Source organism: Haloferax sp. AB510 (assembly GCF_024136985.1).
Classification (GTDB): Archaea; Halobacteriota; Halobacteria; order Halobacteriales; family Haloferacaceae; genus Haloferax.
Window position 1 is genome coordinate 1 of the sequence record NZ_JAMYJY010000063.1, and the last position, 22,406, is coordinate 22,406.

General features: G+C 60.7%; 23 protein-coding genes. 8 read left to right on the top strand and 15 right to left on the bottom strand.

Translation table 11 applies throughout. The features are described from left to right. The 3 genes from NKF06_RS12720 to NKF06_RS12730 all read left to right on the top strand — a co-directional run. Positions 1–1,626, top strand: a 1,626-nt coding sequence (locus tag NKF06_RS12720; protein ID WP_253245594.1) for an AsnC family protein, incomplete at its 5' end; no start/stop codon positions are given. Between the two features lie 434 nt (positions 1,627–2,060). Further along, entirely contained in the window at positions 2,061–2,579 is a 519-nt protein-coding gene (locus tag NKF06_RS12725) for a hypothetical protein (RefSeq protein WP_253245595.1), read from the top strand. Next, on the top strand, positions 2,576–3,019 hold the full coding sequence (locus NKF06_RS12730; RefSeq protein WP_253245596.1) for a hypothetical protein: 444 nt from the start codon (positions 2,576–2,578) through the stop codon (positions 3,017–3,019). Before NKF06_RS12725 ends, NKF06_RS12730 begins: the two co-directional genes overlap by 4 nt. Before the next feature lie 26 nt (positions 3,020–3,045). Here the strand turns inward: NKF06_RS12730 and NKF06_RS12735 are convergent, their stop codons facing one another. The 14 genes from NKF06_RS12735 to NKF06_RS12800 all read right to left on the bottom strand — a co-directional run bounded on the left by NKF06_RS12735 (position 3,046) and on the right by NKF06_RS12800 (position 16,363). Beyond that, positions 3,046–4,962 carry a minichromosome maintenance protein MCM gene (locus tag NKF06_RS12735; RefSeq protein ID WP_253245597.1) on the bottom strand — a complete coding sequence of 639 codons (1,917 nt, stop codon included), beginning with the start codon at positions 4,960–4,962 and terminating at the stop codon, positions 3,046–3,048. Further along, a complete protein-coding gene (locus tag NKF06_RS12740; protein WP_253245598.1) occupies positions 4,959–5,273 on the bottom strand; it encodes a hypothetical protein in 315 nt (104 codons plus the stop codon). Before NKF06_RS12740 ends, NKF06_RS12735 begins: the two co-directional genes overlap by 4 nt. Beyond that, on the bottom strand, positions 5,270–7,939 hold the full coding sequence (locus tag NKF06_RS12745; protein ID WP_253245599.1) for a hypothetical protein: 2,670 nt from the start codon (positions 7,937–7,939) through the stop codon (positions 5,270–5,272). The genes NKF06_RS12740 and NKF06_RS12745 overlap by 4 nt, the downstream gene beginning before the upstream one ends. 106 nt (positions 7,940–8,045) lie before the next feature. Further along, complete coding sequence (locus tag NKF06_RS12750) at positions 8,046–9,572, bottom strand: hypothetical protein (protein ID WP_253245600.1); 1,527 nt, start codon at positions 9,570–9,572, stop codon at positions 8,046–8,048. A 1-nt stretch (position 9,573) separates the two neighbouring features. Next, positions 9,574–10,353 carry a hypothetical protein gene (locus tag NKF06_RS12755; protein WP_253245601.1) on the bottom strand — a complete coding sequence of 260 codons (780 nt, stop codon included), beginning with the start codon at positions 10,351–10,353 and terminating at the stop codon, positions 9,574–9,576. Continuing rightward, a complete protein-coding gene (locus tag NKF06_RS12760; protein WP_253245602.1) occupies positions 10,346–12,130 on the bottom strand; it encodes a hypothetical protein in 1,785 nt (594 codons plus the stop codon). Before NKF06_RS12760 ends, NKF06_RS12755 begins: the two co-directional genes overlap by 8 nt. A gap of 12 nt (positions 12,131–12,142) precedes the next feature. Beyond that, positions 12,143–12,565, bottom strand: coding sequence for a hypothetical protein (locus NKF06_RS12765; protein WP_253245603.1), 423 nt, complete (start codon positions 12,563–12,565; stop codon positions 12,143–12,145). 54 nt (positions 12,566–12,619) lie between these two features. Next, positions 12,620–12,895 carry a hypothetical protein gene (locus NKF06_RS12770; RefSeq protein WP_253245604.1) on the bottom strand — a complete coding sequence of 92 codons (276 nt, stop codon included), beginning with the start codon at positions 12,893–12,895 and terminating at the stop codon, positions 12,620–12,622. Next, positions 12,892–13,419, bottom strand: a complete 528-nt coding sequence (locus NKF06_RS12775; RefSeq protein WP_253245605.1) for a hypothetical protein — start codon at positions 13,417–13,419, stop codon at positions 12,892–12,894. The genes NKF06_RS12770 and NKF06_RS12775 overlap by 4 nt, the downstream gene beginning before the upstream one ends. Further along, a complete protein-coding gene (locus tag NKF06_RS12780; protein WP_253245606.1) occupies positions 13,416–13,772 on the bottom strand; it encodes a hypothetical protein in 357 nt (118 codons plus the stop codon). Before NKF06_RS12780 ends, NKF06_RS12775 begins: the two co-directional genes overlap by 4 nt. A gap of 63 nt (positions 13,773–13,835) precedes the next feature. Continuing rightward, positions 13,836–14,348, bottom strand: a complete 513-nt coding sequence (locus NKF06_RS12785) for a hypothetical protein (RefSeq protein WP_253245607.1) — start codon at positions 14,346–14,348, stop codon at positions 13,836–13,838. A gap of 6 nt (positions 14,349–14,354) precedes the next feature. Beyond that, complete coding sequence (locus NKF06_RS12790) at positions 14,355–15,845, bottom strand: hypothetical protein (protein WP_253245608.1); 1,491 nt, start codon at positions 15,843–15,845, stop codon at positions 14,355–14,357. Then, positions 15,832–16,227 carry a hypothetical protein gene (locus NKF06_RS12795; RefSeq protein ID WP_253245609.1) on the bottom strand — a complete coding sequence of 132 codons (396 nt, stop codon included), beginning with the start codon at positions 16,225–16,227 and terminating at the stop codon, positions 15,832–15,834. The genes NKF06_RS12790 and NKF06_RS12795 overlap by 14 nt, the downstream gene beginning before the upstream one ends. After that, on the bottom strand, positions 16,220–16,363 hold the full coding sequence (locus NKF06_RS12800) for a hypothetical protein (protein WP_253245610.1): 144 nt from the start codon (positions 16,361–16,363) through the stop codon (positions 16,220–16,222). Before NKF06_RS12800 ends, NKF06_RS12795 begins: the two co-directional genes overlap by 8 nt. A 169-nt stretch (positions 16,364–16,532) precedes the next feature. On the opposite strand from NKF06_RS12800, the gene NKF06_RS12805 reads away from it, so the two are divergent. From NKF06_RS12805 to NKF06_RS12820, 4 genes are all read left to right on the top strand, one after another. Then, on the top strand, positions 16,533–16,763 hold the full coding sequence (locus NKF06_RS12805) for a hypothetical protein (RefSeq protein ID WP_253245611.1): 231 nt from the start codon (positions 16,533–16,535) through the stop codon (positions 16,761–16,763). A 1,644-nt stretch (positions 16,764–18,407) separates the two neighbouring features. After that, positions 18,408–19,397 carry a Cdc6/Cdc18 family protein gene (locus tag NKF06_RS12810; RefSeq protein WP_253245612.1) on the top strand — a complete coding sequence of 330 codons (990 nt, stop codon included), beginning with the start codon at positions 18,408–18,410 and terminating at the stop codon, positions 19,395–19,397. Between the two features lie 125 nt (positions 19,398–19,522). Next, complete coding sequence (locus NKF06_RS12815; RefSeq protein ID WP_253245613.1) at positions 19,523–20,008, top strand: hypothetical protein; 486 nt, start codon at positions 19,523–19,525, stop codon at positions 20,006–20,008. Positions 20,009–20,126: 118 nt separating this feature from the next. Next, entirely contained in the window at positions 20,127–20,864 is a 738-nt protein-coding gene (locus NKF06_RS12820) for a hypothetical protein (RefSeq protein ID WP_253245614.1), read from the top strand. Positions 20,865–20,897: 33 nt separating this feature from the next. Here NKF06_RS12820 and NKF06_RS12825 read toward each other — a convergent pair whose 3' ends face one another. Then, positions 20,898–21,887: a site-specific DNA-methyltransferase gene (locus tag NKF06_RS12825; protein WP_253245615.1), complete on the bottom strand. Its 990-nt coding sequence runs from the start codon at positions 21,885–21,887 to the stop codon at positions 20,898–20,900. A gap of 143 nt (positions 21,888–22,030) precedes the next feature. Here NKF06_RS12825 and NKF06_RS12830 point away from each other — a divergent pair, with 143 nt between their 5' ends. Continuing rightward, positions 22,031–22,300 carry an ArsR family transcriptional regulator gene (locus tag NKF06_RS12830; protein WP_253245616.1) on the top strand — a complete coding sequence of 90 codons (270 nt, stop codon included), beginning with the start codon at positions 22,031–22,033 and terminating at the stop codon, positions 22,298–22,300. Positions 22,301–22,406 lie beyond the last annotated feature (106 nt).

A 22,406-nucleotide genomic window follows, 5' to 3' on the forward strand; every position in this document is an offset into this window, starting at 1 on the left:
CTGTCGACGTACTTCGGACTCGTCTCGCTGTACAAGATGCACGACTTCGAGGAGTACGGTAATCTCCGCGCCGGCTTCGAGTTCGGTGGTGAGGAGTGGAACGTCGAGTTCGGCTACGCCGACAACCCCGGCCTCGCGACGCCCGACGAGGGAACCGACCTCGGTCGATGGGACTGGCGACTTGAGGATGTTCCTGAATTCCTCATCCGCGTCTATCCAGTGGCCTACCAGTCATTCAACGACGCGAAGGACGAGAACCGAAAGCGTGCGTACTTCCGCGTCCGGCCGCGGTGGCCCGGCATCACCTCGAAGAGCGGGACGAACATCCCGAACCCGCACAACATCCTCGGCGTCGACGTCGAGACGCGCGGGAGCTATTTCGAGTTCGACCAGTACCCGTCCGTCCTGTTCGAAGCGCTCCGCAAGCTTCGCGAGCGCCAAGATGGGTTCGGCTGGAACTCGTTCACGGGTATCGACTACCGGGCGCTCGATCCCGACGAAGTACACGAATCGTCGAACATCACCGACGCCGAGCTGTACGTGCGCGGCAAGAAGGGTGAGACCGGCAAGGTGTTCGCGCTGGACGGGACGCTTCACCGGATTTCGATGATTCTGGGTCGCGAGCGAAGCGGCTACTCGAAGAGCGTTCGCGACGACCGCGAATGCGCCGGCTACTACCACACGGCGACGATCTGCGCGATGCGCGCGGCCGAGGTCGTCGGCGGCCATCGACTTCCGAAGGAGTTCAAGCACTACCACATGCGGAACCCTGAGGCAGTTGCTGGGACTGAACTCGAGAACCCGAAGATCGGTGTCTCCTACCAGAATTCGCTGTACGACGACACCCTCCGGTTCGACGATGTCGACCGACTCCACAACGAACTCGAAGAGGGACTGCTGAACGTCCTGAACTGGTCGGACTTGCCGGTGACGCCGGACCACCAGATGTACGTCGCGGACGACTACTTCAGCGTCGACGGCGAGGCGCGGATGGTCAAAGTCATCGACAACCCGCTGCCGCGTATTGCGCAGCAGCAAGACGACGAAGTCCGACTGTTCGCCGCCGCGAACAACCTCTACGAGACTGACGTGTCGATTGCCGACGAGCTGGTGACCGACGGCGGCCAGATCTCGCCGGCCGATCTCGCTGAGCGAATTGGCGTCCACATCGACACAGTCTATCGCGCGCTGAAGCGCCTCGGTGATCTGGTCATCCACGAGTACGGTCACGTCGAACTCGCTTCGAAACACATCGCTGAGGGAATCGTCGAACACATCGAGTCCGCTCGGCGCTCGGTCTCAGCGACGCTCGAAGAAGCGACAGACGATATCATCCGCGCCGATACGTACGGCGATGGGAACGGTCCGTGGGAGCGCTGGCTTCGTAACTACGTTCGCGACCGGCAGGACGACCGCGAGGATGGTCGTGAACTACTCGAGCTTGCACCGCAGGCGACGCGTAAGGAGGTCAAGCGGATCCTCCGAACCGGCGCTGCGAAGTGGGCAGAGGTGACCGGCAACGAGATGAAGCAGTTCTCTGGTCGCTTTGCGGTCGTCGCCGACGCGTACGATTCCACCGGAAGAGCCACCTACAGTCTGGGTAAACTGCGTCAGCTCGTCGGCTGACGCGCCGTCTTCCGAGTGGCGACGCTGTTTTTTCGGTGAGAATGCGGAATATTTTGCAGTATTTTCAGGAGGTTGTCATTCGAAAGATTCTGGCGCTGTCTCGAGCCCGCAGCGACCGCGACCGCAGACACTTCGAATCAGGGGGGTCCCCCCTGATTCTGCGTTAGCTGTGTGGCTAAAGAGCCACACACCAAGATTACTTCAGCCACCTTCGGTGGCTTCAGATGTAACACTTGCAACGGAGGTCGCCGCGCCTACTCGGCGCGGCTTGTCCGCGCGAAAAATTGGGCGTCGATGTCGCTGGGGGGTCTCGCAACGAATCACATCGAGTTAGAAGAGAGATTGACCCGATTTGATTAGGCGACTAACGCGCACCCATTAGAATAATCTGAACTGACCCAATATATTTCTACACTCGGGCTGTAGTTTCGGCTATGAGCGACGAGTCGAACCGACGATGGACAGACGGGTTGTCGGCGGCCGAGCGTGTTGAAGCGGTCGCACTTACTGTGAGTGAACCGCGGACGGCGAACTGGATCGCGTCTGAGGCCGAGGTTGCCCACGAAACGGCGAGCAAGTATCTCTCGCGGCTCACAGACGATGGTAAGCTACTCGCCGATACGCGCGGCCAACAGACCACCTACGAGCCTGACCCGGTCAGCCAGTACCTCAGCGAAATGCGCGAACTCTACGAGGCACATTCGCCCGACCAGCTCGCTGCGAGCCTCGAAGAGATGAACGACCAAATTCGTTCGTGGAAGACAGAGTACGACGTCGAGACGCCCAACGAATTGCGAGCGAGTCTACGCCAAGCAGTAGACGAAGAGGATCAACGCAAACGTCGCCAAGCCGCTCGCGACTGGGAGCACCTCGAGACGCGGCGTCGACTCGTCGAGGACGCACTTCGTCTCTATGATCGATTCCCGGGACAGGGACGTTCCGCCTCGGCATGAGAGGCCCCGGATCAGAAAACCCCGAGGTCTACCGGGTGCTCAAAGACGTACTGGAACGACAATCCGAGGTTGTGTCTGTCTGGTACGAACCCGACGCAATCCAAAAGCGGTATCTTGCTGCCGAAGTTGATCCAGTTCGCCTCGTCCCGCCAACTGGACCCGAGGCACCGACGATTGAGGTCCATTGGAAACTCACACCACCGCACGACGAGTTCAGAGTCGATTACGCTGACCCGAATCTCGAGTTCCATTGTGGGTGGCATCAAGACGACGATCACGACGATCTCGGGCCAACGCACTTCCAATACCGAACGGCCTCAATGGAGTCTCCACACCATGAGAAAGCGACCCTCGAAGCGTCATCGCCGCCAAAGCTCCTCTGGGAGTGCTGTAGCCGGCTCTTCGACGACGTCATTCCGGAATACACGGCTGATTCCTGACACAACCACTCGCCGCAAAGAGATTCTCAAATCCCAACTTCTGCAGCGTCAGTCGTCGCCGTCTTGAACGACGAGTTATCCGCCGGCGCAATCCCGATATCAGCTAAGGATCGTTCGATGAGTGGTTTCGCGCGCTCAACATCGACCATCTCGACCGTCTCGGACAGTCGCATCCGCGCCGAGGCCTCCGCAAGCCGCTGGAGCGCGTCGAGCTTCCGCGCCGTAATCGGCAATGGTGGCCCATCGTACTCCTGTTCGCCCATCGCAGTTGCGTAGCGTTCCGGCAGCGATGTCTTCGTCTCGACGAACCACTCGCGCATTTCCCGGGCGACCGCCGGGTCACGAACGACTGGCTGGACCTGTTTCGCGGCCGTGACGTAGGCGGTGAACTCGTCGCGATCGAGTCGGACCGCTGACCCCGAGTCGTCTTCGTCGACGTCTTCTCCGAGCGCACGCCGACCAGCACGATTCCGAGAGCGGACCATCTTCTCGGAAATGTCCCGAATCTTCGCTTCGTCTTCCTCCGAGCGAATCGTGAAGATGAGGTCGAACCGAGAGAGGAGCGGCGACTTCAGTTCGACCTGGTCGGCGATATCCCGCGACGGGTCGAAGTGCCCGCCCGTCGGGTTCCCCGCCGCGAGGAGCGACGTTTCGGCCGGGAGCATCGCGTTCTTCCCCGCCTTCGAGACGTGCACCTGCTGGGATTCGAGGGCAGTATGAAGCGCATCGAGGTCGCTTGTCTCACCCTTGTCGAGCTCGTCGACGACGGCGATTCCCTTGTTCGCTCGAACCAGCGTTCCCGCCTCGATGCTGAACTGCTCGGACGAGAACGAGTCTTTCACGATCGAGGCCGTGAGGCCAGCGCTCGACGAACCGGTCCCGTCGGTGAGCGCGCCGCGCGGTGCGACCTCATAGGCTGCCTCGAGGAGCAACGTCTTCCCGGTCCCCGGGTCGCCGAGGAGGAACATGTGGGAGTCGCCGCGGTGGTGGGTGCCGTCCCGCCCCGTTCGCGCCCAGCCACCGAACTGCTGGAGCACCAGCGCCTCCTTGACGTGTCGGTGGCCCTGGTGCGACGGCGCGAACGAATCGACGAGGAGTTCGAACGTGTTCGGCGCTGCTGCAACCTCGTCGATTATCGCTTCGTACTCGGAGAGGTCGGCGTCCTCGAAGCCACCCTGTTCGACCGTGTAGCCCGTCCCGACGAGGTCCTTCTCGAACACCACGTCTCCGGTGTACACCGGATTCAGGCGGCCGAAGAACGTCGTCCGCGTTCCACCTTCGACTCGCGGGTCACCAGCTAAATCTCCGGTGAGATGGATGTCGATGTGTTCGGTCTCGCCGCGGGCGTTCTCGGGTGGCTCCTGCAGGCGAATCTTCTGGTAGTTCGTCCACTCCGACTGCGTCTCGTTCAGTCGGAACGGCCCCTGCATTTCACACCCCTGACAGCGGTGCGGTTCTTGAAGCGACCCGAAGCCGTGTTGCGGAATGTAGGTCATTGTCCCGCACCGGAGGCATTCAAACGCCGCCTCCTCGACCATCGGATTGACTGCAGTCCGCTTCGTAATCTGGCCTTCGAGTGCCAGCAGTCGCCCGATCCAGTCTTCTGGTGAGAAGCCCCCGACATCGAACGTCGCGTCGTCCGGGAGGTTCACGACCGAGACCGAGGCTCGCGCCATCGGTTTCTCGCGTCCGGGAACGTCGAACTCTCTGACAACGTCTTCGAGTCGTTCTAGCGTCGTCTCCGGACGGGCGACGATATCGCTCGCGACGCCCGACACGGCCGCCAGCGAAAGCTCCGAATCGTCGTGTTCGGCCTCGTACCGCGCGATAGCTTGCCAATCGAGTCCGAGGCGCGTTTCCTCCGGATAGTCATTGGCCAACTCGTAGATGTCGTCGATCGCGACCGCGTTGAGGACCTCCTCGAGTCGCGCTTCGTAGTTCATCCGACCACCCCGAGGAGCGATGTCCAGTCGAACGACAGCGCCCGCTCGATTGCCATCGAGACGAGCTCACGGCCGCGGCCGACGTTGAGCGAGACGACCCCGACGACCAGCAGGCCGGCGAGCGTGAGAGCGACCACTTTCGCGTCGTGGGCAGCCGTCGACGCAACGCCGGCGACGAGCGACCCCGCTTTCGAGGCCTTGTGGACGTAGCTCACAGCGACCAGCAGGGCGAGCAGTCCCATCACCGAGACGCCCTCGATACCAAAGGCCGCGAACGCCGTTTCTAGCGTCGCTCGGATGGGGTCAATCACTTGTCGTCACCACCGATTCGGAAGACGTTCTCCGGGGTTTTCGCCTCGACAATCCGTGCTTGCCGCCGCGTGTACCACCAGTACCCGAGGCCACCGACGACGAGCAACACGCCGAGGACCGACGCGAGCGGAAGCGCGGTGTCGAGCGCCGATTGAACCGGGGCCGTGATGGACTCCGGCGAAATGAGCAACACACCGACGAAGCCAGCGACGACGAGCGCCAAGAGGACGAGCGGCCGTTCGTACACCGGCGTCGACCGCGTCGAGGACATCCGGCGCTCGGTGTACGCGATGGCTCCGGCGATGATGACCAACACAAGTGCGGCCACCAGTCCGGGGTTCAGCACCGGCATTGCGGGGATGTAGTCTTTAGCGGTACTCGTGACGGCTCCGCCACTACCGGCGAAGAACCCACTTCCGCCCGACGCATTGGACGACTCCGACGACTTCCGGATGTGAAGAATCTCACCCGAGTCGTCGTCAGCCAAGACGACTGTCTCACCCGCAACTGCGGAATCACGCTGCGTGCCGGTGGTTGTGGAGTAGAGGAGATACGTATCGCCAGCCGACGGCGACAGGAATTCGTAAGCCACCCCGTCGCCGGTGTGTACTCCCGGTCGAATCGAGAGTTTGGGCTCCGTCGTCGACGGACTCGTGACCCGGAAGCGAGCTTCGCCGGTCGCGACGTCCACCCGGACGGGAACCGTCGAGAGGCGGAACGTCGACGCGTCCGACGCGCCCGGGAGATGAAGCCGGTGGTAGCCGGTCGCGGTTACCTCGTCGTACTCGGCGTCGCCAAACGATTCGTTGTACGTGTAGTGGAGTCGGTCTTCATCCGGCGACCCACCAAGCGAGATGTAGGAGTCGTTCGCCCACGAGTCGAGTCTGATTTCCGAATCGAGTCGCTCTCCCATCGGCGTCGTCTCCGTCACGGTCAGCGATCCGTTCACGACCGAGATTCTGTCACCGGTCGTTCGGACCGTGACGGTGTCACCACCCGAAACGGAGCCTAAACCGACGGTGAGCGTCGTTCCGTCGAGCGAGTAGTCACCCGGAGAGACGGACGACCACGGCCCGCCGTTCAACTGTGTCTCCACGTTCCCGATGTATGCGACGTTCCCTGAGAAGGGGATGACCAACCTCGCGTCGGTCTGGTCGGTCGAATACGTTCGAGTGACGTTGTACGATTCGGTGAGTTTCGACGACTCGTACGACACGGACTTCTCATCCGTCGACGTGTGCGAGTACTGCAGTCCCACCGACGGGGCCGGTGCATCCGCTGGAATCGAGCTGTCTCCAACCGAGACCGTGACGGTGTTCGTTCCGTCGGCGACCCACGACACGTTTGTCGGAAGTGTGGCAGTCTCGCCGTCCGCGAGCGTCCCCGGATACGATGTGTCGTTTCCGTTGACCGAGACGGTGACGTTGCTCGTTTCCAGTACCTCACGGTACGCTAGTGTCCAGTCTACTCCGCCGTCGCCGTCGCCGGACAGCGAGAACTCGTTCGAGGAGGCAGAGACAGGGAATGAAACTGTCTTTGTTTCGCCGACAGAGAGATCTCCGAGTTCTGCGGTCACGCCGTCGTCGGTCGTGACGGTCGCGTTTTGCGGAGCCATCGACTCGATCGAGATATCCTTGATTCCCCCGGAGGACTTGTCGAACGTCCATTCGACTCGCATCGTGTCCCACGACGCTCGGGAGACGCTGAACGTCTCCGCTGCCGAGGCGTACGGCCCGCCCCATGTCTCCGTGTTGCCCGAGCGAGAGTCGATGAGTGTTCCATCGACGTAGAGATCCAACGTGTAGCCGACGTTCCCGTAGGTGTCGTCCCATCGGTCGGTGACATCGACGCGAACCTCCCGCATCGACGAGACCGGGTGGTCGGTTTGATAGTACGTAATCGAGCCGGAGGACCCCGACGTGTCAGTCCCGTTCGACGCGGTTTCGCTCGTGCCAGTTGCGTTCAGCACCGGCGTTGGTGAGTCGTGTCCGAGTGGGTCTCGATCACTCGAAATCGAGAGGGCTGATGAGTCGCCGAGAGCGACCGACCCCGACTCCGTGTCGTTTTCCGCCGAGTCGTGTCCGGTGACCGTGATGTTGTACTCTGAGACGGCATCTGACTCCGAGAGGTCATACGAGAACGTCGACCCGTCGGTCGCGGGCGTCGCCGCTATCTGAACGGTCCCCGAGAACGTCACCACGTTCGACGAGAAGTGAGCGACATCAAACAACAGGAGACCGCCTTCGTATCGAACGGGAGCGGACCACTCGGTGCCGTCGTCGTGTGTTCCGTAGATACGCTCGGGCGTGTAGCCGAGTGCTTCGCGAAGCGCACCCGCGTCGATGCCGACTGTCCGCCCCGTCGAGTGCGTCTCGTCGCGGAGGACTAACACAACTTCGCCGCCGCCGACGGTCGTCCCGTTCACGTACCCCGACGCACGACCGGGCGTCGTCGCGATGACCTCGAGCGACTCGGCGTGGTCCGACGCCATCACCGACCCTTCGAGGTCAGTCGCTCGAAGCGACGGCTCCGAACCGACCGGGAAATCCTCGGAGACGTTCGCGTCGGGAACGCCGACGAGTCCACTCGGCACGGCCGCCGAGACGCCGACGAACGGGACCAGTATCGAGGCCACAATCATCGCGACCAGCAGGACCGAGACCACTCGGTGGGGGCCCCGAAACCGGCCCCGGGGGGTTTATCCCAATCATGATCATAATACGCGCGCGGGAGGCGTGTCAGGAAACCCGACAGTTTCCGGCGAATTCGCCTCACGCGGTCTCACCCCCGGAACCGGAAGCCGACTTAAAGGACTGCGACGTCGACGGCAGCCGAGCGACGACGACTGATTCGTCGGCATTTCGGCGCATCCTGACCACGACTTCCCCGTCTTCGACGACCGGTTCGTCAAAGGTCATGCCCTCGACCGGGGAGACGAGCTCATCGCCGACCGCGCCGGTCGCGACCGAAATCCATCCCGAACCCGGATCGCGGACGTAGAGGCGGTGGTCGACCTGGTTCTGCCACGACGCGAACACCGAGTCGTCGAACTCCGGTTCAGCTGGCGCGTCGGCCTCGGTCGCCATCGCCGTCGACGGGAGCTGTGTGGGTGCGCCGAGTCGGACGCGAAGCCACCGAGTCTCGTCTTCCGGCGCTTCGGCGACGTCTTTCCAGCCGAAGTAGCTGAACTTCGCCGTGTTGTAGCACAGGCCGGTACCGATGGGCAGCCCCGACGTGAGGTCGCTCGTCATGGGGATGTTGTCGAAGCCGAGCGGCCACGTTCCGCGGACATTCTTGACCGGGTTCGGCGAGCCGTCCGGCATCTGAATCCGCCACTTGAACTCGCGGCGAATCTTCTCGTGGACGTTCTCCTCGTAGTGGCCGAAGTAGAACTGCGAGAAGCGCGCCCGCCGCGACTCGGCCCACAGCGACCGCAGGAGTTCGATCTTGTCCCAGAGGCGTCTCCCGGGCGAGTTCCGCGCCGACTGCGGCACGAAGTCGCCGACCTCGTCGAAGATGAGCGCGGTCCAGCCGACGTGCGTGCCGTGTTCCGTGCGGGCGAGGATGAACGCGAACCACCAGTCGGTCAGCGGCGTCGCGTGGCGGCCTTCGGACGGGTCGGCCTCCCACGTCGGGACGAACGGAAGCGGCTCACCGACGCGCTGGGTCTCCTCTGTGAGTTCGCGGCAGCCGCTGAAACTCGGGTCCGGGTAGACGACGTTGAACGTCCCCGGCTTCTGTTCGGCGAGTTGGTCGACGAGGTCGAGTACGTCGTGGTAGTACCGAACGTCGCGAGCGACGGCTTCGATGTCGGCGTCGTAGCGACCCGCGTCCTCGTCTTCCCACGTCGCTTCGATGCTGGCGTGCTCTGGGAGCCAGACCGTCGCCCAGTCCTTGAGCCGAAGCCACTCGGACCGTGCGGGCGACCCGCGCCAGATGACTTTGTTCGCATTCATCTCGTCGACGAACGGGAAGTCCTCCAACAGCCGAATCGCGAGCGACGCGGCCTTCGTCGACTTCCCCGACCCGCGGTCGCCCTTGATGAAGGCGTCAGTTCCGCGCGGCGTCGTCGTGACGGTCGGGTCCCGCTCGTGGACGACGAGGTCGGGATACACGTCCGACTTCACCTGTCCCGGCTCGGGGACGTAGTCGTCCGGCTTGAACGACGGGATGCCGAACTTCTGCCGCATCTCGTAGGCGTCCGTCTTCCAATGCTTCGGTGCGGAGTGAGCGACCGCTTGTCGGGTCCGCTCACCCCAATCGTGCCCCGCAGGCGGGGTGGCGTTGTTCGTGACCATGTTATCCACTCGGAACGAATCGCTCCGTATTCGGCTGACTCGGGACCTCTGCAGCGCGGCCCGACACCTGTCGGACGCTCGCGTTGAACCCGGCGAGGAAGAACTCCGCTGCCCACGACTCGCGGAAGAACAGACCGCGAGGGTCGTCCGAGAGCAAGAGCCGACGCACCGGGAGTTCGAAGTACGCGGCCTCGATGACCCCGGCGTCGACTTCGGCGTAGCTCGCCTGAACGACTTCCTGTCCCCATTCGACGAACGCGTCCTCGTCGCGGAAGCCACGGAGCAGTTCGTCGAGGAGCCCCGACATCCGCGACTGGAGCGTGCCAAGTTCGGGACGCATCGCCGGGTGGAGCTGTGTCCGTGCGTCCGGGATGTCGCCGTCCTCATCGGTTCCGAGGTAGTCCTTCGCCGACCACCGGAACTCATGGTGGGAACGGCGAATGGCCGGTAAGAGGTCCATCACGGCCATCGACCGCCGTATCTCGTCAGCGGTTGCGGCCGAGAACGGTTCGTCGGCGTCTCGAAGCGGCCCCCACGGCTCACCGAGGAGCGCCGACATCGACCCCGGCGAGGAGACGACGGCCGCGAACCAGTCGTCCTCAAGCGCGCCAAGCGTGTGGACGGTGACTTCTGACATCCACCGGAGCACGCCCGACCGCGACTCGAACCCATCGAGCAGTCTCTGAAACGCATCTCGCTGGTCCGCCGAGAGCTTCGCCAGCGCGCGACGCGGCACGTCTTCGGTGTCGGCCGAGTCGGCCCGGCGGTAGGTGCTACTCATCGGGCCGTCCTCCGTCCGTGCTCGCCTGCGCGCCATGGTCGTCGCCGAGGTAGCGACGAGCAACGGTGTCCATCTGCGACGCCTCTGCGCGGTCAGAGAGGGCTTTGTTTTCCGCCTTGTTCTCGGCGCGCTCGGAGTGGTAGCGGTCGAACAGCGTCTCCCACGACTTCACGTTCCCAATCTGGTCAGCGTGCTGCAGCATCGCCGCGAGGGCGTTGCCGTAGTGGACTGGCGCGAGGTCGACGCCGAAACGACCGGACACCGGGCGCATCACCTTCGTCGCGAAGAGGACGCCCCCGCCGATGAGAAGACCGAGCGACGGCGAATCGAGGAGAACGCTTCCGAGAAGCCACGACGCGCCAAGCGCGGCCACACCGCCGAGAATCGCCGTCGCGTTCACGTCGAGGCGTCCCTCCTCGTCGCGAGCGATGAGTTCGGGGAAGCGAATCTCGTGGCGTTCGGGTTCGTACTCGACCGGACTCTGGGACTCGGGGTCGAGGAAGAACAGCTCCTCGTAGGGGCCGCCGTTCACCTCGATAGACGTTTGCGGCCGGCCGTTCGTTGCCATATCCGCTCGAGCGCCCCGAGCGCGGGCGTAGAACCGCGCTAGTCCGCGTTTCACCGCCGATCGGATGCCGTCCGGGCCGCGGACCATCCGCTGTGGGTAGACGTCGGCGATGAGTCGGCCGGGAACGGCGTCCATGTCGACCGTCTGTCGGGCCTGCGACCCGCCGTCGGTCGCGATGTCGTCGGCGAGTGGGTCGGGACGGTCGTGGCCGTCCTGCGGCGCAGCCTGACGGACCATCGAGTCCATCCCATCTTTCGCCCGGAGGCGGACGAAGAGCGCGAGATAGCTGTCGTCGCCGAACCACTCGGTCGCGAGGATGCCGAGGAAGATGCCCCCGATGACGCCGAGCATCCACGGCGCGCGGATGAGTGACGACGAGACCTGCCGCCAGAACACGACCATCGCGGTGCCGATGCCGATGAGCGCCAGTATCCACGCCAGAAGCGAGATGCCGGGGTTCCCGCGGGCCTTCTCGACCGCGCGGCGACCAACGAACAGTGTCACCGACGTGAAGCCGGCAAAGGGGAACGCGATGAGGCCGATCGACCACGCCAGCCGTGACCCCTCGGAGTTCGTCTCGATAGGTTTGGCCGCCTTCGTCGAGGCGTGATAGAACATCCAGCGCTTCGCGCCGGGATTGGCGAGACAGTTCGGCTCCCCCGGCTCTTCGACGCACATCGTCGTCCGAACCCGGTCGTCGTAGTGCGGCAGCAGGTCGATGCGAATCGGCTTCGAGTAGCCCGCCGAGACGGTGACCGTCTGGGAGTGTGTGGTGACGTTCTTCGCGACTTCCTCCTCGACGACGGTCCCGTCCGACAGCTCCTTCGAGACGGTGCCCGCCTTCCAGTAGGCGATGCGAACGGTCACGTTCTCGGGTTCGACGCCGAAGGCGCGGCGGGACTCGAGTCGGACGTAGTTACGGCGGACCGTCTCGCCGGGACTCATGAACGACCACATCGGCGAATCCTCGCCCTCGATGACCAGCAGTCCCGTCGGGAGTGACTTCACGCCGTACTGCCCGAAGCTTCCGCTCGCTCGAACCGAGTCGGGCGCGTTCGCCGGCTTCTGCCCGCGCTCGTTCAACTGTTCGAGGGTGAGCCCCGAGTCCGTCTCAGTCGCCGTTTCGTTGGACTGTGCGACCGCTCCGACCGGAACCAACAGCGCGACCAGCACCAGCGCCAGCAGCGCGAGCCTCGCGGGTCGTCTCATGCGAGACGCACCTCAGAACGTCCCCCGTCGGAGGCCCACGATGCCGCCGATACCGAGCGCGACGATGGCGATACCGACGAACTGAATCGTCGATAACGGGACGACCCCAGAGAGACCGGCGGTGCCGACTACGCCGACGATGATGCCCGAGATGAGTTCCGGCGCGTTGACGAAGAGATCGCCCAGCGCGGCACCGAGGTCTCCCAGCGACATCCCTGCCTCGTAGAGGCCGCCAAGGACGCCCACGGTGAGCGCCGAGAGGAATCCGACCCCGCCGCCGATGGCACGCTTGGAACGCGCTCCAACGCCGGCACCGACTTCTGCGGCGGTCTTCTCGTCTTCGTACTCCGCCCACGCGAAGCCGATGAGTACCAGCGCCGCGAAGCCGCCGAGCACGGCCAGCCAGTTCGATGTCAGCAGTTCGAGGACGTTCATCGACCCGCCTCCGTCGACGTCGGTTCAGTTTTCGTTCGATTCGTCGTCTGCGAGTTACTTCGTTGCATTTCGTGAACTCCTGAGTTTGAACAGCGAAACCGCGAGCATCCCGAGCGCCGCCGCGAAGAACAGCGCGTTCCACGGCAGCGCCGGGAGTAGTTCGGGACCGATGAATCGCGTGAACAGCGACGCGATGCCGTACCAGTCGCCCGAGAGTAGGAACGCCGGGTCGAGCGTCACGAACGACTTGAGGTAGAGCGCCGCACCGGCGAGGACGCTTCCGAGAACCGCCGCGCCCCGTTCGAGCGGGTTCTGTTGGTCGTCGCTCACGGGAGCAACCCTCCGAGACCCGGTACCGCATCGACGATGACCCGGACGACCAGATAGACGACGAGCGTCGCGACCGCCGCCAACAGCGCCGACGCGAACCCGCCGGCAATCGGGGCGGCGAGGCCGGCGTCCATCAGCGGACCTGCGAGGAGGTTACGGAACATCGTCGGAAGTTCCAGAACCGGGGTGAGCCCCTCCCACGCGCTCGAACCAGCCGTTCCGAAGGCAGACTCCATCACGGTGGTCGTCGTCGCGACCGCCCAGTCGACGGTCTCGAACGCGAACTCCGCAGGCCGGAGAAAGACGTTCGTCACGACCCACGTCCCGATGGTCGTCACGATGAACGTCGCCGGTGCCTTCAGGAACGACTCGAGTTCGTCCGGGTTGTCGGAGAACGACGTGAGCGTGCCCAAGACGCTGAGGCCGCCGTCGTCGCTCTCGGTGTCAGTATCAGCTGTCTGGTCGGGTCCGGAAGGCGCGCCGGAGTTGTTGTAGGTCTCGCCACCGGTGTCCGACGCGTTCACGAGACGACCCTCCGCAAGTCCCAGATAGTCGCGACGATGACGAGCACGGCGACCGCTTCGAGGGCCAACAGCACCGGCGCGAACGGGCCGAACTCGACCGCCGCGACCGCTGCTGCTCGCCAACTGTCAGTCACGACTCCCGCGCTCTCACCGAGCGCGTTCGAGACGAACGCCGTCAGAAACCGGCCGACGAAGTCGACGAGCGCGACCTGCGCGCTCACCAGCGCGGACAGCAGTTCGATTTGAACCGACCCGAAGAGCGTCACGGCCGCCGCGAGGAGCGTTCCGACGAGTCGCTTGACCCGGATAGAGCCGTCGTCCGCGACGTACTGCGCGGCGTCAGTTCCCGACACGAGTCACCCCCAGGTGTCGACGGGAGCCGACCGCGCCGCGGTCGCGTTGCTGACCCACCGTCATCACTCCTCGTCGGTGAAGTCGCCGTCTTCGTCGTTTCCGATGACCGGCAGGTCGATGCCCAGGCCCGGCACGTCCGAGTCGCGGCGGTCGAGATACCACGTCAAGATCATGACCACGCCGATGGCGACGACGGCCGCAATCCACGGGAGGAACGGCCCGAGTTCGGCGAACGGTCCGGTCAAGAGCGAATCCGCCGCCGATTGGAACGACGCCGAGACGAACTCCGCCGGGTCGCGAGTCAGCGCGAACACCCACGCCTCGCCACCGGTTCCGAAGGCGTCTAACAGCGTGACGGGGAGGTTGACGACCGACTCGCCGAGCGCGATGACCGCCGACCCGGCGAAGACGGCGATGCCGCTCACGGTCGCGATGAACGCCTGACCGAAGTTGTCGAATCGGTCGGCGAAGTCGATGTAACTCCGCGCGCCGTCCAGACGCGGCCCGCTCGACCCGCCCGACTCGCCCGTCCCGCTCGACGACGAACTGCCCCCAGAGGCGTCAGGCGCGTTCACCACCGTTCAGGCCCCCGAGCGCTTCGATGCGATGCCGACGGTCGCAGCGATAGTCGCGAGGCCGGCGGCGATCCAGTTCGTAAAGCCGGAGAGGAACGAGAACCAGCCACCGTCACCCGACGAGAAGCCTGCGCCGCCGAGCGCCGACGGCTGCATCGCGTCGTACTGGTCCTCGGTCACCTTGTACTCGTACTTGATGACCGTGTCCTGTCCGGGCTGGACGGTGTCGTCGAGCGTGACCGACGCGTTCAGCGACGTGTACAGCGCCGTCTTGTCCGTCCACGACTCGATATCCTCGAACGCGGTGGATTCCGAGACGCCCTCGGCGAGTTCGACTGAGAGGACGCGGTCACGCGTCACCGACTGCTCGTCGGTGAGCGCCGGGAACTGGTAGTCGAGGTCGTACACGTCCGGCAGCGCCATCCGGTACTGGACCGTGACGGTCCCGAAGTAGCCGGGGTACTTGTTGCCGGTCTCTTTGAACTCGACGTCGACGTCCTCGGCGTCGAGTCGCTCGGCCGTGAAGTTCGCGTCGAAGGTCAGCCCCTTGATGGCCGCCGAACTCGCCCACGAACCGAGCGAGGAGAGCTCGTTCACCGCGAGCGTTCCCGAGGCGTTCTTCTCGTACACGTCGACCGTCTCGAGTTCGTCGTCGTCCGTATTCTCGAGGCGCGTGCCGAGCTTGTACTTCGAGAGCTTCTCGAGGTTCAGCATCGACATCGTCACGTCCGCGTCGCCGTCGCGAACGACGACCTGCACCGATTCGAGCGTCCCGACGGAGCCGTCACCCGCGGTGACGAGGTCCATCTGGCCCATCTGCTCTTGGAAGACGTAGCCCGAGCCGGTCGCGTTCGCGATGAGGTTCGAGCCGGACGTGCGAGACGCGTTGATTTCGGCCGCGTAGTAGTCGCCGTCGTCGTCGACCGCGCGAAGTTCGACGACCGCGCCGGCGTCGAGTTCGGCGACGTCGACGGCGGTCGCGAGATGCTTCTTCTGGATGTCGCTGTCGATAGAGAAGTTCGAGAACTCGAAGACTGCCACATCGCCGCTCGTCTGCGAGGTCGTCGAGAACCGCACGCCGTCGATGTCGGACGCCGGCGAGTCGGACATGAGCGTCACCGTGCCCGCCGTGTTGGACTCGTTTACCGTCCACTCGTTCGCGTCGAGCGCGGAGACGTTCTCCTTGTCGACTGGGAACGCGCCGAAGTCCGCGGCGTCGACGTGCGTCGGGTAGAACGAGTACGGGTTGTCGACCGAGTCGTTCACCTCGGCGTCCGCGAGGACGAGCTCACCGTCGTTGTTCTCGTAGCGAAGCGGCGAGTCCCACGAGGCGTTGTGCGTCGCCTTCGTGAGTTGGACGCCGTACTGCGGGTTCGGCGTCGCGTCCGCCGAGAAATCGATCTCCGAGGACGCGTCGGCGGCTGCGGCCGGCGTGGTCAACAGGAGGACGGCCATCGCGACCGACAGGAGCGAGAACAGGCGACTACTCCCCGACATGGCTCACCCCCGCTGCCGCGGACCGGTAGGCGATGACGCCGAGTCCGGCGGCGGCACTCGCGGTGACGAGCGCGGCGAACTGCATGCCGCCGCCCGCCGATGCCCAGAGCCACCCCGCGACCGACGCGAGCAGCATCGCCCCCGCCATCGCGTAGTCTCGGGTCTTGCCGGCGAGACCGTAGCCGTCGACGCGACTCCGGGTGTGTGCGCTCACTCCACCGTCGGTTTCGAGGGCGTCTTCGACGTAGGACACGCACACGTCGGTCGGGAGTCGGACGCGGGGTTCGGTTCCCGCGTCCACGTCGACTTCGATGTCTCCCTCGAGGTCGGCCACGGCCACCGCGTGGGTGTGGCCGTCCGCGGTGACTGCTACGTCACCCATCGAGCGGGTTCTCCGTCGCCTCGATGGTTGCTTCGTCGGACGCGAAGAGCGACTCCCACTCTTCGACCTCCGAGCGTCGGTACTCGACGATTTCTCCGTGAACTCCAGTCGGAGTTCGGTCAGCTCCCTCAGTCATGGTTCGCCGGCGACCTCGTTCGGCGTCGCCGACGATTCAAGAAACGCTAGAAGACACGATAAGACGCTGAAAATCCGGACCTGTCGGGAATCGTTGGGGGCCGTCTCGCGCCGTCAAGACGGGTCATCTCACCAAGATTGTTATCTAGATTGGTACAGCAGATTCGTCCATGGCAGTCACCGAAACAGACGCCGAGCGAATCGAAGTCCTGCAAGCGCTGTTGAACGCCGACAAACGGTCGGCGTATCGGTCAGGGAACGGTATTGTGATTTCGCCGCCGCAGATCGAGGCCGGCGTCGAGTACGCTGTGTTTGGTGGCGACGTGGACGTTCCTGATGTGTTGGAGGAGCAGTGTGTCGCGAAGATTTACCGCGTCGACGGCGCGGGTTCGACGCAGTAAATATGACTAATTGATCTATGAGTTCACTTGCTGCTGTACGGCTACTGGAGGACATAAGGTTCAGAATACATACTAAAACAGATACTCAGTAACGAACGAGAGGGATCTTTGCACGAGTTGGAGGTATATTATTAGACAAATGATTTTCATTACGATGCCCATACCTTGGTGCAGAAACACATCTACAATTCTGTCAAACTCCTCTAAAGCTGTTTTCGCAAAACTAGGCTTCTGTGGGTGTGAAACTAACGCTCTCAAAGACTGTTCTAACTTTAAATAAAGAAATGCAGGAACAGAGAGTATAATCGCTGCATTTAGAAATACAAGGACATTCACACTAGGAATAGACACGCCAACCCAAATCAAAAGTGAAAATATAGTCACAAGGACGGCACAGTAGATATGGAAATAGCTCCTTTGTAGCCGTCGCTTGGTCCCTTTCAAGCGATGATCATTCTCTACAATCCACTCTCTCAAATCAGAGGTATTGTTGAATATACCTCTTTCAGATCTCTGTTTTTTGTGGGATAGTGGAATTGCTTCATCATCGAATATTACCAAGAATGCATCAACTACAGAATGAAATAGAAAGATCACTCCTAGAACCAACAAATATTGAATGTGGATTATTAAACCCCGAGTCAAATAAAAGAAATCATTGTCTGAGTATTCTTGTGAAAGTAGAGTTGACAGAAAGACATCCATATTGAAAATCGAAGGTTGGATCGCATACTGATAGCTAATGCCACCTAATGCGATGCTGAGTACCAATAGAGTGATTCGGATGTGCCGCTGAGCTTGCTCTTGCTTTCTCCGGAAACTCTCTATCTGTTCACTCAGTATAAATCGGACTTCGTCGCCATTCAGCGAGTCAACATCTAAATCAGCCAATTGTCGTTTCATCGAGATATAGAGTGACACTTTTGCAACGTGGATAAATCTGTGGCGGAGAACAGTTGTTTGACACTAAGTCCACGATATCAGCGAGTGTGATTTCGGAGTCGGATTTTCTACACCCTTTTCAAACACCGATTTCGGGTTGAGGGATGCTACACCCCCGGAATTCACGGGTGTACATGGACGCCAAGTTCCCGCAAGGGTGTACCCGATGATTCCCGACCAAGAGTGTAGAAATTCGCCGACAAAAACGAGGGACCCACACTCGATATGAATCCCAATCCCTCGATTTGTGGGTTAGAGCGCCCTCTCCCGGCTTTGTAGCTTCGCCAACACGTGTCTCACCACCGCTCAAACGGGCACCTGAGCGGGTCGAATCGACCCCCTCAAACACCCGAATCGCCGGTACACCCCAACAAAAGTGGGGTGTACCGGGGGATTTCAGAACGCGATTGCGTCCCAATTTCGGGTGTATCGCATCAGCTGTGTGCGCTGGTTCGACGCGTTCTGAACACGCATGTATTCGTCGCTACTGCCAGTTGTGGGGCCACTCGACTCGAACTGTGGGTTCGTTCGATTGCGTCGTGAAACGACTGTGCTTCGGTTCGACCCCACACATCCGCGATTCGATTGCGATTCGAGCGTGTTGTTCCGGGAGAAATTGTGGGTGTACAGACACTTGATTCGGCCAATTCGGACAGCCCTCATCACCGATTAAGTACCCCCCACATCGATATCTCCAGCAAAATGATCACCCGAGAGGAAGTATTCGACGTTGACGCCTTCGTACCCGCCGATCTCGTCCACCGGAACCACGAGTTGAACCTCCTCTCGACGGCTCTCTCACCCATTCTCGACGGTAAGTCGGGCTCGAACACCATCGTCACCGGGCCCTCCGGCGTGGGGAAGACGACAACCGCGCGGTTCGGACTCGCGCAGCTCCAAACTGAGGCCGACGTCGTCACGAAGTACGTCAACTGCTGGGACGACCACCGGCCGTGGGTCGTCCTCTACGACATTCTCTCGGAGGTCGGGAAGGTGTGGGACCTCCACCGACACTCGACGGCCCATGACATGCTCCTGACCCGGCTTCGGGAGTCCATCGACAAACCGTACGTCGTCATCCTCGACGAAGTCGATCGCCTGGACGAGACGGACCTGCTGTACAGTCTGGATGCGATTCCGGAGCTGACGCTCGTGTTGATCACGAACCGCGAAGAAGAGCTGTTCGCCTCGATGGACGAGCGGGTTCATTCGCGGTTCCGGTCGGGCGTGCGGATTTACTGTGAGCCCTACCGTGTCTCGGAACTGGTCGAGATTCTCGATGCACGGGTTCGGGAGGGTCTGCAGTACGACGTGCCGACGGAGATTCTCGAACGGATCGCCGACCACGCCGCTGGCGACGCTCGCGTGTCGATTCGGTCGCTCTATCGAGCCGCGAAGTTGGCCGGTGATGACGTGATCACGTCGGCCGTCGTCGACGAGGCAGTTCCGTTGGCGCGTGGGGAGTTACGCCAGAAGACGACGAGTCAGTTGAAGGTCCACGAAGCGACGCTGCTGGAACTCGTTCGCGAGCACGGCCCGCTAAAGATGGGCGAGTTGCGGCCGCTGTATATCGAGGCGTCAGGAGAGGAACGAGCAGCGCGGTCACTTCGGCGGGACCTGCAGAAGTTGGCCGATTACAATCTGGTGGAAGCGCGAGGGGAGACGAACGGGCGGCGGTACGTGGGGTTGTGATTGGAGTGTAACATAGTGCTGGCTGTGGTTAGATAGGTTCCCAGTAGCGAGACTCATTTTATTAGACGCAAATGCGTACAGATACTATCTGGAAAATAAACCAAATTTCAGATTGTGCTCTCCCTATGCTCGCCGAAATAATTAGTATACTGTCGATGATTGTCACTGCGATAATACCGATTGTAGGAACCGTCATTGCTGGGTTAGTACTCTACGCCAAGCAGGATTATGATCGAACACAGAATATGCGCCGAGCATTTCTCGCAGAACTAACTGCAGTTGACTTACCAATTCCAGTTGACGTAGGTGACCGAGAGATTCCACTACCGTACACGAGCTGGATGATTCCAACAGCGGTCTATGACAATTATATCGATAACATTGGGAGACTCACGTCTGAGGAAGTTGAAGCGCTCGTTCGATTTTACTCAATAGCTCAGGAGATGGACCATTTAAGAGCAGTAATGCATGGGTTTCAGGAGCCACCGGGAGAGGAATTTAAACACTTAGAAAAGAGAAAGGAGGTCGTAGTTACAGAACTTGAGCAAAATCTACAGACTCGATTTTGGGGTTTCCTGTGGAACCGTACTATTGGCACTCGTATTTCCTAGCAATGAGCTGTTGGTCAAAAGTGTAACAAAATAAACAATTCATGATAGGTACTCAATAACTCAGTCACAACCGAATTGAAATAACTCTCCTATGTAAGCGGTCAATTTTCAATAATGTATGACCACGCCACAATTCGAGGAACGCTATCTTAATCCGAATGCGACACTTCCGTATGGTGTCACTCCAGATGACGTAGCTGACGCTATCAAAGAATGGTACGACCTCTACCACGGAATCAACGAATTTCTCCATTCAGAAGGACACCATAACATCGAGAACCTCCTTCGCGCGAATAACGCACTTAGTGATTTTGTCGGCGACATCCTCACAGATAACCTTGCCGAGGCAAGCGATGTGCTGATCAAGAACCAGAAACAGGACGGGTTCCCCGATATTCTCCCAATCGACAACGAAGCATACGCGGCTGATGATTACCGCGTTCATCACGGTGACGAAGGAATCGAGACGAAGTGCTCTCAACAAAATGGCGGCTGGCAGGCCCACAACAACGAATCCGCGTGGTTCGTCATCTTTCGATATGCTCCGATTGATCGCGAGGTCGACCCAGCTGAGATGGCCGGTGTTGAGATCATACAAGTCCTCTGTGCAAAGTTGGAAGAAGAAGATTGGAGTCACAGCGGACGTTCCGGTGATAGTCGACGAACGATTACCTCGAGTATCATCGCGAATGGGATGGATAAACTCCGGTCGAACCCCGTCTATCAGAAACCGGAAGCCATCACAGGCCTCGCAGAACCAAAACAACGCTACCGCGAGTACCAGACGACGTTCGACCCGGTCTTTGCCGAGGAGCATCCAGAATACGTAACCGAACAAACAGAGTTAGATGTCTAACGTCGATCACCCAACTCTCCACGAAATCAAGATCTAGCTAAAATCGGAGAGCGACGTCGACTCTTCGGCGGCCTTTGTCTTTCGAATATCCTCACGTTGCTCAATTGGCGTGCTGATCTCGGCGAATCGTGGAATGGATTGTTTAGCCATCTCGTAGTACGAGTCATCAAGTTCGATTCCCACCGAGTCGTAGCCGATCGCCTCTGCTGCTGCAACTGTCGATCCGCTACCCATGAAGGGATCTAAGATGACGCCTTGTTTGAGTGGAAGCGCAGCATGACAGAGCTCACGCATCAAACTCTGTGGTTTCACGTTAGGATGTGAGTCCTCGCTCTCCGGATTTGCTGCCGCAGTTATCTCACGTTCGCGCTTTCCAGTCTTTCCATCTTCGAGCAGATCAGTAAACGGCCGGTCCTCGGATTCACGGCGCAACCCACCAGTCTGCCACGTTTCGAGATTCTCGACTAACTTCGTATCAAACGGTTTCCGATACAGAAGCCACGGCTCCCAGTATACTCGAGGCATACTGGATACCATCGAATATTCTGGATGGTCGTGTGCACCTTTAGGACGGTCACCACCACGGAGCGTTTTGGTTTCTCGGACCAGTACGTCTCGGCGTTCTAACCCCGCTTCATCGAAGCCTTTGGAGACGTAGTGCATCAGAAGCTGCGTCGAGGCGATGAAGATGTGGCCGCCCGGTCTGAGAACCTTATACGCGAGCTCACCGAGCTTTTCGAAGTAGTCTTGAAGCATCTGTTTGTCCTCCTCAGTAAGAACGGTGAACCGTGGGACTGGATTCCGCTGGCTACCATCCAGCGAAGGCGGAATTCGCCATACTCCACCGGACCCCTGGCGCATCTTCTCGACGTTCTCCTCCATGAATTCGATGACTCCGTACGGTGGGTCCGTAACGATCGCATGGACTCCCCCACCGTCTTGCCAACCAGCCTGTGGGTCAGTCGTTTCTGGCCAACTCGAGAGCTCCTCAAACGTGTTGGCGTTAATTAGCTCGTATCCCATTGTATGTACCTCGGTGCGTAATCCGACTTCAAGTCACGCTTTCGCCGACGACATATAGTTTTTCTGATGGGAACTGATAAGTCGATCATATGTGAATTAGAGGTAGATATAGACCCGCTGCTAGGTGAGTTTTACTCACGCTGATGGACGAAGAGTTGGCCGATGTTCGCTGGGTACTCAACTCGAAGTACCGAATTTACGTGATGGAACACCTCTCAACCGGGATTAGTTATCCCAAACAGATTAAAGAAGCGTACGACATCCGCTATCCGAACGTCTCTCGTGCACTCGGTGAGCTTCGAGACCGAAAGATGGTTGAGATCGTTGCAGACGAACATCCTGGGAGACTGTATGAGATGACTGAATATGGGGAGCAGGTCTGGGAGCGGATTAAGGAAGAAGAGTTGGTATGATTTTCACTGTGTATTTTAGCACACACGTGCCCAGTTCAACATTATGCAAACATGACGATTGATATTACCAGATGACATAATAGGTGCATGGGTATTGAAAGATTGC

What these genes read in the sequence shown, in the direction of transcription:
- NKF06_RS12725 (WP_253245595.1), top strand. Translation starts at nt 2,061, where the DNA reads ATGAGCGACGAGTCGAACCGACGATGGACAGACGGGTTGTCGGCGGCC.
- NKF06_RS12730 (WP_253245596.1), top strand. Translation starts at nt 2,576, where the DNA reads ATGAGAGGCCCCGGATCAGAAAACCCCGAGGTCTACCGGGTGCTCAAA.
- NKF06_RS12735 (WP_253245597.1), bottom strand. Translation starts at nt 4,962, where the DNA reads ATGAACTACGAAGCGCGACTCGAGGAGGTCCTCAACGCGGTCGCGATC.
- NKF06_RS12750 (WP_253245600.1), bottom strand. Translation starts at nt 9,572, where the DNA reads ATGGTCACGAACAACGCCACCCCGCCTGCGGGGCACGATTGGGGTGAG.
- NKF06_RS12755 (WP_253245601.1), bottom strand. Translation starts at nt 10,353, where the DNA reads ATGAGTAGCACCTACCGCCGGGCCGACTCGGCCGACACCGAAGACGTG.
- NKF06_RS12760 (WP_253245602.1), bottom strand. Translation starts at nt 12,130, where the DNA reads ATGAGACGACCCGCGAGGCTCGCGCTGCTGGCGCTGGTGCTGGTCGCG.
- NKF06_RS12765 (WP_253245603.1), bottom strand. Translation starts at nt 12,565, where the DNA reads ATGAACGTCCTCGAACTGCTGACATCGAACTGGCTGGCCGTGCTCGGC.
- NKF06_RS12790 (WP_253245608.1), bottom strand. Translation starts at nt 15,845, where the DNA reads ATGTCGGGGAGTAGTCGCCTGTTCTCGCTCCTGTCGGTCGCGATGGCC.
- NKF06_RS12795 (WP_253245609.1), bottom strand. Translation starts at nt 16,227, where the DNA reads ATGGGTGACGTAGCAGTCACCGCGGACGGCCACACCCACGCGGTGGCC.
- NKF06_RS12800 (WP_253245610.1), bottom strand. Translation starts at nt 16,363, where the DNA reads ATGACTGAGGGAGCTGACCGAACTCCGACTGGAGTTCACGGAGAAATC.
- NKF06_RS12805 (WP_253245611.1), top strand. Translation starts at nt 16,533, where the DNA reads ATGGCAGTCACCGAAACAGACGCCGAGCGAATCGAAGTCCTGCAAGCG.
- NKF06_RS12810 (WP_253245612.1), top strand. Translation starts at nt 18,408, where the DNA reads ATGATCACCCGAGAGGAAGTATTCGACGTTGACGCCTTCGTACCCGCC.
- NKF06_RS12815 (WP_253245613.1), top strand. Translation starts at nt 19,523, where the DNA reads ATGCTCGCCGAAATAATTAGTATACTGTCGATGATTGTCACTGCGATA.
- NKF06_RS12820 (WP_253245614.1), top strand. Translation starts at nt 20,127, where the DNA reads ATGACCACGCCACAATTCGAGGAACGCTATCTTAATCCGAATGCGACA.
- NKF06_RS12825 (WP_253245615.1), bottom strand. Translation starts at nt 21,887, where the DNA reads ATGGGATACGAGCTAATTAACGCCAACACGTTTGAGGAGCTCTCGAGT.
- NKF06_RS12830 (WP_253245616.1), top strand. Translation starts at nt 22,031, where the DNA reads ATGGACGAAGAGTTGGCCGATGTTCGCTGGGTACTCAACTCGAAGTAC.